The sequence below is a fragment of the Paenibacillus sp. 1-18 genome (assembly GCF_000520755.1).
Taxonomy (GTDB): Bacteria; Bacillota; Bacilli; order Paenibacillales; family Paenibacillaceae; genus Paenibacillus; species Paenibacillus brasilensis.
Window position 1 is genome coordinate 1 of the sequence record NZ_ASSB01000408.1, and the last position, 11,111, is coordinate 11,111.

The 11,111-nt window shown below is 44.6% G+C and carries 11 protein-coding genes and 1 pseudogene; 3 read left to right on the top strand and 9 right to left on the bottom strand.

What is annotated here, in order from left to right; all coding sequences use genetic code 11:
• Both L693_RS30875 and L693_RS0127440 read left to right on the top strand, forming a co-directional pair.
• Positions 1–402 (top strand): annotated as a pseudogene (locus L693_RS30875) (hypothetical protein); the annotation flags it as partial.
• Between the two features lie 30 nt (positions 403–432).
• Positions 433–1,476: a hypothetical protein gene (locus L693_RS0127440; RefSeq protein ID WP_231503782.1), complete on the top strand. Its 1,044-nt coding sequence runs from the start codon at positions 433–435 to the stop codon at positions 1,474–1,476.
• An 899-nt stretch (positions 1,477–2,375) separates the two neighbouring features.
• On the opposite strand, the gene L693_RS31845 is transcribed toward L693_RS0127440, so the two are convergent.
• The 3 genes from L693_RS31845 to L693_RS31850 form a co-directional block, all read right to left on the bottom strand.
• The gene (locus L693_RS31845) at positions 2,376–2,483 is read right to left on the bottom strand and encodes a YjcZ family sporulation protein (protein ID WP_231503783.1); all 108 of its coding nucleotides are present in this window, start codon (positions 2,481–2,483) and stop codon (positions 2,376–2,378) included.
• A gap of 146 nt (positions 2,484–2,629) precedes the next feature.
• Entirely contained in the window at positions 2,630–3,511 is an 882-nt protein-coding gene (locus L693_RS0127445; protein WP_025721673.1) for a glycosyltransferase family 2 protein, read from the bottom strand.
• A gap of 145 nt (positions 3,512–3,656) precedes the next feature.
• On the bottom strand, positions 3,657–3,866 hold the full coding sequence (locus L693_RS31850; RefSeq protein ID WP_025721674.1) for a hypothetical protein: 210 nt from the start codon (positions 3,864–3,866) through the stop codon (positions 3,657–3,659).
• Between the two features lie 495 nt (positions 3,867–4,361).
• Between L693_RS31850 and abc-f the strand changes: the two genes are divergently transcribed.
• Positions 4,362–5,849, top strand: a complete 1,488-nt coding sequence (gene abc-f, locus L693_RS0127455; RefSeq protein WP_025721675.1) for a ribosomal protection-like ABC-F family protein — start codon at positions 4,362–4,364, stop codon at positions 5,847–5,849.
• A 583-nt stretch (positions 5,850–6,432) separates the two neighbouring features.
• Here abc-f and groL read toward each other — a convergent pair.
• The 6 genes from groL to moaC form a co-directional block, all read right to left on the bottom strand.
• Complete coding sequence (gene groL, locus L693_RS0127460; protein WP_010349766.1) at positions 6,433–8,061, bottom strand: chaperonin GroEL; 1,629 nt, start codon at positions 8,059–8,061, stop codon at positions 6,433–6,435.
• A gap of 72 nt (positions 8,062–8,133) precedes the next feature.
• Positions 8,134–8,415 (bottom strand): co-chaperone GroES, encoded by a 282-nt coding sequence (groES, locus tag L693_RS0127465; protein ID WP_025685233.1) that lies wholly within the window; start codon positions 8,413–8,415, stop codon positions 8,134–8,136.
• Between the two features lie 220 nt (positions 8,416–8,635).
• Positions 8,636–9,400 carry a twin-arginine translocase subunit TatC gene (gene tatC, locus L693_RS0127470; protein ID WP_025721677.1) on the bottom strand — a complete coding sequence of 255 codons (765 nt, stop codon included), beginning with the start codon at positions 9,398–9,400 and terminating at the stop codon, positions 8,636–8,638.
• Between the two features lie 100 nt (positions 9,401–9,500).
• Positions 9,501–9,752 (bottom strand): twin-arginine translocase TatA/TatE family subunit, encoded by a 252-nt coding sequence (locus tag L693_RS0127475; protein WP_025721678.1) that lies wholly within the window; start codon positions 9,750–9,752, stop codon positions 9,501–9,503.
• A gap of 58 nt (positions 9,753–9,810) precedes the next feature.
• Positions 9,811–10,293, bottom strand: coding sequence for a MogA/MoaB family molybdenum cofactor biosynthesis protein (locus L693_RS0127480; protein ID WP_025721679.1), 483 nt, complete (start codon positions 10,291–10,293; stop codon positions 9,811–9,813).
• A 114-nt stretch (positions 10,294–10,407) separates the two neighbouring features.
• Positions 10,408–10,896, bottom strand: coding sequence for a cyclic pyranopterin monophosphate synthase MoaC (moaC, locus tag L693_RS0127485; protein ID WP_025721682.1), 489 nt, complete (start codon positions 10,894–10,896; stop codon positions 10,408–10,410).
• Positions 10,897–11,111: the final 215 nt, after the last annotated feature.

Below are 11,111 nucleotides of genomic sequence, written 5' to 3' on the forward strand. Positions count from 1 at the left end.
CCACATGATAATGAAATTAAAATTCACGGAACATCTGATGGCTATGTTCGAGGCGTAGGGAGAGGAACAAACTTCACAGACACGTATGGGGAAAATTCCAATAGACTCGAAAAAGGTGACTGTGCAACAAAAGGGGAAATTGATAACCCCAAGTTTGGGACAAAAATTCGGGTAAGGAATTATGATAATAATACCGTAGCTAATTTTTATAAAGCTGATAATGGGAGACTTCCAGATGCAGTCATTGATATTTGGAAAACGGGTGTAGAGGATCTAGGTTTAGAATGGAATCCGTACGTCTCATTTTCAGCAAGATATTCCTATGATTTTTATCTTTATACCAAAAAAGGATGGGATCTCGTGTCCTATCCTTTTCTCTTTTTGTTATCATATTCAGTTTGATTCATCTTATCTTAGAAAGGATGCATCCATGTGAAAACAAGCAGCTATCGCTTCTTTATACTTTCCCTGCTCGTGCCAGCTTTATTGTCATCCTGCTCTCCCTCAGAATCATCTGTACCCAAAAATGAAAAAGTAGCGTTGGCCGGGAAAGGCCAGTATCTATCCATGACTTATACAGAGTATGTGAATGGGAAGAACACAGATCAAGGCATGGTTATGCGAGTTATGACGTACGACTTAAGCAGTAAAAAATTGACCAAACTGGCCGATATTCCTTATACCTCTCAATACCCGCTTTCTGTAGTGTCCTTTCCTGATCACAAAATTTATTACTCTGCCGATGTTGGTGATAAGGGAGACCAATTATTTTCGTACGACTTGAATACCAAAAAAACCGAACAGCTGACCGATAATTTGTTTGCCATTAATCGTATCGTACCAACTACTCCAGATGGCCCACTCGTTCTAGCAGCGGTCAAAAAAGGAGAACATACACTTAAAACCATTTTCTACAATAAATCAACGCGTACCATGAAATTTATACATGATGAAAACCAAGATAATATCACTTGGTCTATAGCCTATAATTCAGCAAAAAATACAATTTACAATTCACAGTATTCGGAGAGGGAGCGAGATAAACAAGGTGACATCTCAGACCGAACACAGACCATTATGGTCCCCCCGGACAACAAGGTTACAGAAATCAATAACGTTACCAAGCAAGAGCGTTCTATCGTCACACTAAAAAAAGAGAAAATAACTTCAATGTCCAGCAGTAATGATAAGCTGCTCCTCATAACCACTCGTTTCATTAATCACGGCAATCCCGAGTATAGTCTGATTGATATTGCAACAGGTAAACGCACCAAAATAAAGCTGCCCTTTTTATCCCGCCAATTTGTCTATATGTCCCCGGACGGCAAGGGGGTCTATTATTTGGGCAGCACTTCTCAGAAAAATCAGGAAGAAAGACGCGGCGTATACTATTACGATTTCACATCGAAAATCCAAACCCCCATCTTCATACAAGAAAACGGTTTTATCAATAATTTCATCCTGCTCAACAAGTAATCGTTCTGTTTGCCACCATGCCAAAGAGCCGGAAAAGAAGCTTCTCTCTCCGGCTTTCTTATCTGATTCCAATCACTAAACCTTCTGCGGAACCTCTCCCACAGTCGCACCTTTGAGCGCTGCCCTCTTACTAGCTTAACCAGTAGGGCAATTGATTACTTTGTAACTCTATCCTGTCTTAGTCTATTCCGCAGTAACAGTCGTTTGATCGGATGTTGTTGGCGAAGTAATAGGGACAGAAGAAGGGCTTCTTGCACAAGTCCTTAAAATCCAAGATAAAGGCAAAGGAATTACGGTTAACTTGATGTGAACAGGATACTCCATCACAAGCAATTCTTAATGTCTCTCTTCAGCAGCCCCTAACGGCACAGGAGATGTACATGACAAAAAAAAGGAGCTGGTATTTATCTATAATTCATTTACTTCAATTTTTTTCGTTGTACTTGCTATAATAATTCAAATAACACTGCCAAAATTGGAAGCTAGGGTTAGTAAGAGCACAATGTTGAAAATAAGAATTGCGATAATAACAGCAATCTTACTTACGGGAGTTGTGTTATATATACTTGATCCTCAGTGGTGGATTGTTGTCGCTTTTGCAATATCTTTTGCAATATTGTTTTGTGTTTTCCTTGTAAAACTTTTGAAATGGTATAGGAAATCGCATTGACTTGAGAATATGATTTACAATACGATATCCATGAGTTGCCATACTCAGCGTCTACAAGAGCCTTCCTTTAATGGAGGGCTTTTGTCTTACATACCAATCAAATCTGAATCCCGAACAATCGACAAAACACCCTACCAGCCAGCTAGTAGGGTCATTACACGTTTTCATGAGTTAGTATCAGACTTACTGGGTGAAGTGAAGAGGTACAATCCAATAGTTTTTTACAACATTAAATCCAACATGATTTAAGGATAATAACCAAGAGGATATAAAGCACCAAAATTGCCGCTGTAGAAGTCCACACACCGCAAACAGCTGGACCTGCACATCCACTCATAGTTTTTGCCCTCCTTTATTTGTCGTCACCTTAATATATGTGTGAATGCACTTTGTGACCGGGCGTTCAGGTAAACAAAAAAAGTACCCCATTGACGCATGCCAGCGGGGTACTAGGATATTTTCCGATCGTTACTGATATCTTGTTTAATAAGGAAGATGGGATATGCATCTTGAAAACGCCATGTTTAATAGTTCCTGATTATAAACCCAATACTTACGGTTTTGGTCTAGCACCCAGTTAGCAAAGCCTAAAGCTTTGGTGTAACTACTATAATCGTAGGGATTAATTTTAAACTCAAGAATATCCAGCATAATCTGATTCTCTGCTTCCGATAATTCCAAGCCCAACTGGCTAAACTGTCTTTGACGAATTCTCCGAGCGGTAGCATCTTGAATAGCTCTATGCTGATTGGACACTTGTCCATCATGTTGACGATAATACAATACGTTTATGGGGAGATTCGCCATTTGTACCTGAAAAACTAGTCGGTTCCACAGCTCGTAGTCTTCGGCATGAGGATAATTACTATCATATTGAACGCCAAGCTGATGGATCATGCTAGTGCGCATTATTATAGCAGGATGGCACATACAACAATGAAATAACAACCATGTTTTAATTTCGTCATGACTGGCCGGATTCACCTTCATTACTCCTCCACTAGAAGTAGTAAAAGCAGCACCGCATACATCAATTAACGGATTTTGATCCATAAATGATATTTGAACGCCCAGTCGATCTGGCGTAGAAATATCATCGCTATCCATACGAAGGATGTATTCGCCAGTTGCCTTATTTAATCCTTCGTTTAAAGAAGCGACCAACCCTCGATTGGTATCATGGAAGATCTTTATCACTCTAGGGTCTGCTATTTGCGAAATAAGAAAGGCAGATCCATCTGTCGAGCCATCATCAATAATAATTAATTCAAAATCCGAGTAGGTTTGAACTAAAATACTGTGTATTGCTTCCAAAACAAAATCAGCATTGTTATAAACTGGTAGTATAACCGACGCTTTTGGCACAAAATTATCCTCCATTCTATATTTTAAAAGTAGAAATGAAATTAATAATTATAAAAACTACTTTTTGATTGCCATTCCTTCTACCTACTCTTGTTCTAAGTGTATGTATTTAAAATGCGTTTTGAAGCGGCTTCTCGGTATAACGCTATGCCCTTTTGAGAATGAATTTGGAAGCTTCTGTCCTAGAAAAATGATAAATTTGATTTTGATTAGACCAACTAGCTACTAAAGCATTAGTAAGAAGAGCGGTGCAGGCTTCCCAAAAGCTCATTTTGGTGGTCTTTTCAACATCTTGCTGCACGCTGCACCCAGCTAATAAAACCGATGCCAGTAACGTCACTATCCATCTAAACATATGTATTCCTCCCCCTATAAAACAGAAAAATACCCCACCAGCGTATGCCAGCAGGGTATCACCGATGCTTTCGGATTGCACAACGGTGCTTCCGTATGTGTTGTTATCAGTATAATGGGTTTGGGCGAATTCGTAATTACTATATGAATCAATCTAAGGAGCATGTCGGCCTACGCGAGGCTTCAGCCTAAACGGGACTACGCAGGTTGTAGTTAAATTACTATTGTGATAAACTGAATGTAATTTGATGACGGGAGTTGAACGGATACATGTAGAACTTTCTTGCTTCGAGATCACGAAAAGAACGGACTCAGCGATCGGCTGTGGTCGTTTTATTTCATCTCTGCAAGAAAGGTCTGCGTTTCGTTTGCGCTCCCTCTCCGGACAGTCATACGGCCCCTTGGAATGGGGCCGTATTTCCTCGTATGGATTAGAGCCGCAAGATAGCACCTTTCTTGCGGCTCTTTTTTATTTCCAAACGAAAGGATGATTGCCATGCCCGCCATTCAGGTAACCAATCTTACTTTTGCCTATCCAGGCAGCTATGACCCTATATTCGAAAATGTTCATTTTCAAATTGATACAGACTGGAAGTTGGGCTTTACGGGGCGAAACGGTCGGGGGAAAACGACGTTCTTAAACCTGCTGCAGGGGAAGTACGAATACAGCGGTACGATCTCCACACCAGTCGCCTTTGATTATTTTCCGTTTCCCGTCGAACACCCGGAGTATTTGACCTTAGACGTCGTCGAAGAGATCGTGCCAGGCTATGAGGGCTGGAAGTTGATGCGCGAACTGAACCTGCTTAAGGTCTCAGAAGACGTGTTGTATCGGCCATTCGAATCGCTGTCCCAAGGAGAACAGACGAAGGTATTGCTGGCCGTGCTATTCATCCAAGACAATCGATTTCTGCTCATCGACGAGCCGACCAATCATCTCGACTTGCACGCACGCAAGCTTGTCGCCGATTATCTGAATACGAAGCGCGGTTTTATTCTTGTTTCACACGACCGGGCTTTTCTCGACCGCTGCGTGGATCATATTCTATCGATCAACAAAACGAATATCGAAATCCAAAAAGGCAACTTCTCCAGCTGGTGGACGAATAAAACTCGCCAGGATACGTTCGAAATGGCACAAAACGAAAAGCTGTACAAAGACATACAGCGTTTATCTGCTTCTGCTAAACGTGCTAGCGGCTGGTCTCTCGAGACCGAGAAATCGAAAAACGGCACACGAAACTCCGGCTCCAAGCTTGACAAGGGTTACGTCGGGCATAAGGCAGCAAAAATGATGAAACGCTCGAAATCCATCGAACAGAGGCAACACGCCGCTTTAGAGGAAAAATCGAAACTGCTCCGAAATATCGAACAGTCAGAAAGCCTTGCGATCTCTCAGCTCGTGTATCCCAAATCAGAACTGGCGATGCTGGATCACGTCACGATTTACTACGGGGAAAGACCGGTTTGCAAGAACGTTTGTCTGACGATCGAACCAGGAGATCGGATTGCGATTTCAGGTCCAAATGGTTCAGGTAAGTCTAGCTTGCTCCGCCTGCTCAACGCTGAGGCGCTACACTATACAGGTACGTTTCAGCGGGAGCCGCAGCTTCGCGTTTCCTATGTATCCCAGAATACTTCTCATCTGCGAGGAACGCTTTCCGATTATGCAGCAGAGCACAGAATTGATGAAAGCTTATTTAAGGCCGTGTTGCGTAAGCTAGATTTCGCCCGCATCCAGTTTGAGAAGGATATATCGGCGTTTAGCGGCGGGCAGAAGAAGAAGGTTCTGATCGCGAGAAGCCTATGTGAGGAGGCTCATCTGCATATTTGGGACGAACCGCTCAACTTTGTCGACGTGATTTCCCGGATGCAAATTGAGGAGCTGCTGCTTGAGTACACGCCGACCATTGTATTCGTGGAACATGATCGGGAATTTCATGACCGTGTCGCCACGAAAACAATTGAACTCGGTGGGGATTAGAATTTTACAAAGTGGCTTGGAGTAAGGCATGATTTTAACGGCAGAAAGCTTTGCACAACAACTTTTATGAAAAGGGAAGAGATTGAACTAAAGTGACACGATAGTTCAATAGAACATCGGCAGTCTAGGATTTTATTTTCTCGTCCATGGCTGCCGTTGTTTTTATTATTGAGGGAGTCTAATATTTATTCCGCCTTATATAAAAGTAAAAGCCCTCCATATTGGAACATGGGTTAGACGGTGACTATAAAACGTTCTTGACGCTGGCTTATACGGGATTGAGGAAAACAATATGAGCTTCGAATGAAAAGGGTACTGGAGCTGGCAGAGCTCAATACGGAAACGACTCCGCATTCTTTTAGACATACACATGTCTCTCTGTTGGCCGAACCCGGCACTGAATTGCATAAATAATGGATAGGCTTGGACATCTACACGTTACTAAGCATAAAAAGAAAGAAGCCTCCCGCAAGTTCGCAGAACTCATGAGAGGCTTCTAAAATCCATTCTTATGTTATCCAAATGTTACTCTTAACCATTTGGATAAAAACAAACCTTGATGTATAAGGCTTTATCAGCCTTATTACATCATGCCGCCCATTCCACCCATGCCGCCCATATCAGGCATTGCAGCCTTTTCTGGTTCTGGCTTGTCAGCGATAACCGCTTCGGTAGTCAGGAACATGGCTGCTACAGATGCAGCGTTTTGCAATGCATAACGAGTTACTTTCGCAGGGTCAACAATACCAGCTTCGATCATGTTTACCCAGTCGCCAGTAGCTGCGTTGAAACCTACGCCAACTTCTTCGCGTTTCAGACGCTCAACGATTACAGAGCCTTCTTCACCTGCGTTAGCAGCGATTGTACGGATTGGAGCTTCCAGAGCGCGCAACACGATGTTCACGCCTGTTTGCTCGTCACCTTGCAGTTCAACAGCTGCAACTGCTTTATATACGTTCAGGAGCGCTACACCACCACCGGATACGATACCTTCTTCAACCGCAGCACGGGTTGCGTTCAGGGCATCTTCGATGCGCAGTTTGCGTTCTTTCAATTCTGTTTCAGTAGCCGCACCGACTTTGATGACTGCTACGCCGCCGGACAATTTAGCCAGACGCTCTTGCAATTTTTCTTTGTCAAACTCGGAAGTTGTTTCTTCCAATTGTGTACGGATTTGGCTAACACGAGCGTCGATGTCGGCTTTGTTGCCAGCGCCGTCAACCACAATCGTATTTTCTTTCGTGATACGCACTTGACGTGCTGTACCCAGTTGGTCTACGGAAGCTGATTTCAGGTCCAGACCCAGCTCTTCCGTGATCACTTGGCCGCCTGTCAGGGCAGCGATATCTTGCAGCATTGCTTTACGACGGTCACCAAAGCCTGGAGCTTTAACAGCTACAGCATTGAATGTACCACGCAGTTTGTTGACAACCAGCATCGCCAGTGCTTCGCCTTCGATATCTTCAGCGATCAGAACGAGCGGTTTGCCTTGTTGTACGATTTTTTCAAGCAACGGCAGGATTTCTTGTGTGTTCGTGATTTTTTTGTCTGTGATCAAGATATATGGATTGTCCAGTACAGCTTCCATTTTGTCCGTATCTGTAATCATGTACGGGGAAATGTAGCCACGGTCAAATTGCATACCTTCAACGACTTCCAGCTCTGTTGCAAAACCGCGGGATTCTTCAACGGTGATTACACCGTCTTTGCCCACTTTTTCCATAGCTTCAGCGATCAGTTCGCCTACTTCATCATCAGCAGCGGAAATTCCGGCTACTTGTGCAATGGATTGTTTGCTTTCGATAGGTTTGGAGATGGATTGCAGTTCAGCAACAGCCGCTTTTACCGCTTTGTCGATCCCTTTGCGGATACCGATTGGGCTTGCGCCAGCAGTTACGTTTTTCAAACCTTCAGTGATGAGGGCTTGAGCCAATACCGTAGCGGTAGTTGTACCGTCACCAGCTACATCGTTTGTTTTGGTTGCTACTTCTTTAACCAGTTGAGCACCCATGTTTTCGAATGCGTCTTCCAGCTCGATTTCTTTTGCAATCGTTACACCGTCATTTGTGATAAGCGGGCTACCGAATTTTTTCTCAAGTACAACGTTACGGCCTTTCGGTCCGAGTGTTACTTTAACAGCGTTAGCCAATGCGTCTACCCCGCGCAGCATGGAGCGGCGAGCGTCTTCACTGAATTTAATGTCTTTAGCCATTTGTGTAAAACCTCCCTATGGATTATGAATGATTTGTTCGATTCCTATATTCAGGTCCTGTCCGGATTCCGGTTAACCGATGATCGCGTGGATATCGCTTTCTTTCATAATCAAATATTCTTTACCTTCATATTTGATTTCCGTTCCAGCGTATTTAGAGAAAATAACACGGTCGCCTTCTTTTACTTCCAGAGGAATACGGGCACCGTCTTTCAATGCGCCTGCGCCAACCGCGATAATTTTGCCTTCTTGCGGCTTTTCCTTGGCAGAGTCAGGAAGTACGATTCCGAAGGAAGTCGTTTGCTCTTGCTCAATTGCTTCCACCAATACGCGTTCACCCAAAGGTTTGATCATGAAAAAATAGCCTCCTTATTAAGTGTTTTATACTGTAATTTGGTTGTTATGTTGTATGTATTAGCACTCGACAGTCATCAGTGCTAACAACCAACTTTATGATACTCAACTTGAGATTGAATTTCAAGTCCCTAATGTATTTTTTATGGGAATTTTTATGGATAGCCCTTCTCGATTATTTCCATCCGACTTAAAAATAACCGTTGCCTTAGGCGAATGCTTATTTTTCTATACGCATTTGGGCCTCACGTTCCTCCTGTGCACGCAGCTGCCTGCGATACACGACGGATGACAAGTACACGCTCACCTCATATAGCACCAGCAACGGGATTGCCACCAAAAAATCGGATATAAAGTCCGGTGGGGTAATGACAACCGCGACGAATACAAGCAGAAAATAAGAAATTTTCCGCCATTTGCGAAGCCTCATCGGAGTTAAAACATGAATCCCTGTCAGAAACATGATTAGCAACGGGAGTTCAAATAAGAGCGCCACAGGCAGCACAATATTAAACATAAAGGTGAAATACTGTGCAATACCGTACGTTTCATGCAAGCCCATGCTCTTGGTGACAGACGACGTAAACTGAATCGCCATCGGGAAAATAATGAAATAAGCAAAAGCCGTGCCCATGATGAACAACAGCAGTACATAAGGCACATAACGCAAAGTTGCACTCCGCTCCTGCGGCCGTAAGCCGGGACTGACAAACTTCCATAGCTGATAACATGCAAACGGCAGCGCCACCGCAATCCCAATAATCATGGCGATCTTCATGTAGATACCGATCCCGTCCCAAAAGGAAAATGCATTCAGCTGAAAAGCTTGCGCCGAACCGGAGCGAATAAGCCAGTCATAGACAGGCCCCGCCGCGAACAAGCCGCCAACCAGCGCCAGAACAAATACAATCAGCACATAAATAATTCTGCGACGAAGCTCGCCCAGATGCTCCACTAGCGACATTTCATGCTCTGATGGGGTCAAACCCACTCCTCCTTTCCGAACGGAACGTCGTACTGTAGAAACGCTAAAAAATAAAGCCCTTCCCAAAAGAAGAGGCTCGTGTTCATACTAAAAAATAGTGTTACGGCAACCGTTTATCCTCAGGCTGAGGCTGAACCTCTGAAGACGTCGGCTGGGATGCTTGAACCACACTATCTTTGGCGCCTTTACGCTCCGTCCGTTCGTCTTCGGATAAAATATCGCGTGCCCCGTTTTTAAACTCACGGAATGTACGGCCCACAGCTCGTCCCAACTCAGGCAGCTTGTTTGGGCCAAATAGCAGCAGGGCCAGAATAATCAACAAAATATAACCCGGTGCTCCAATATTGGGCATGTGCAGCACTCCTCCTTAATCATCCTATGAGTATCATACCACACACAAATGCTGCCTTCTACCTGAACTGGCCTGTCACCATAAGTAGCGCCTCCGGGAGCTGATCCATAATAGCCGCCAAATTTTCATGTACGCCTTTGGGCGTTCCCGGCAAATTTACGATCAGTGTGCGCCCACGTATTCCCACAATTCCTCGGAATAGCATGGCCGTCGGATTTTTCTGCATCACGATCATTCTCATAGCTTCCGCCATACCTGGCACTTCCCGTTCCACGACCCGCCGAGTTGCCTCAGGTGTCACATCACGGATCGCCAGTTCGGTTCCGCCTGTAGTCAGTACCAGGTCTGCATGAAAATAATCGGTCATTTCGATTAAAGCCGCAATAATTTCATCCGGTTCATCGGGAACGATCCGGTACTCTACAATCTCTCCGCCCAGTTCTTCTTCGACGAGCTCCCGGATGACCTGTGCGCTTGTATCCTCACGCTCTCCTCTTGCCCCTTTATCACTGGCTGTCAGGATCGCCGTTTTCCACACCATAAGATCACCCTTCTCCTATCATGAAAGAATACTTTCTCTTCTGAAAATCAGAAACAGGCACGCTGCATCCTCCATCACATCACAGTACCCTCTCGGCGACAATGTTATCTTTTGTCAAGGTTCCCGGTGGTCCTCCCTTTGAAAATCCCCATGCTTGCCGCCTGTTTTCGATTGCAGCATGGTAGGGCCGATGATCATATCTTTTTGCAGCGCCTTGCACATATCATACACGGTTAACGCTGCGGCTGAAGCCGCTGTCAAAGCTTCCATTTCTACACCTGTCTTACCCTCGGTCTTCACTTCAACTTCAATATGGAGCACATCATGCCCATTATCGGAAAAAGTAATATTCACGCCTGTCAGGGCCAGCGGATGACACATCGGAATCCAGTCCGACGTTTTTTTCGCGCCTTGAATCCCTGCGACCTGCGCTACAGCGAGTACATCGCCTTTGCCGATCCTGCCTTCTTTCACAGCCGTCAATGTTGCCGGATTCATTGTAATTCGTGTCACAGCGACTGCTGTACGAACCGTAGACGCTTTGCCCGAAATATCCACCATACGAGCACGTCCCTGTTCGTTAAAATGAGTAAAGGAATCCACGACTCCCTCACAGCTCCTTTCACATGCCAGAACTTCGTTTCGTTAGTCATTTGTCAGTTATGCATGATCACAATCTAAAGACCCTTCCGGGGTAAAAAGAACGTCCACTCTCAAATCCCCCGGCTCCATGGGCACCTGCTCCAGCAATTGTCCCGGAAGCAGCAGCGAAACATAAAGCGGACCTGCGCAGCCGTTGTTACGCTTCCCTGCCTCAA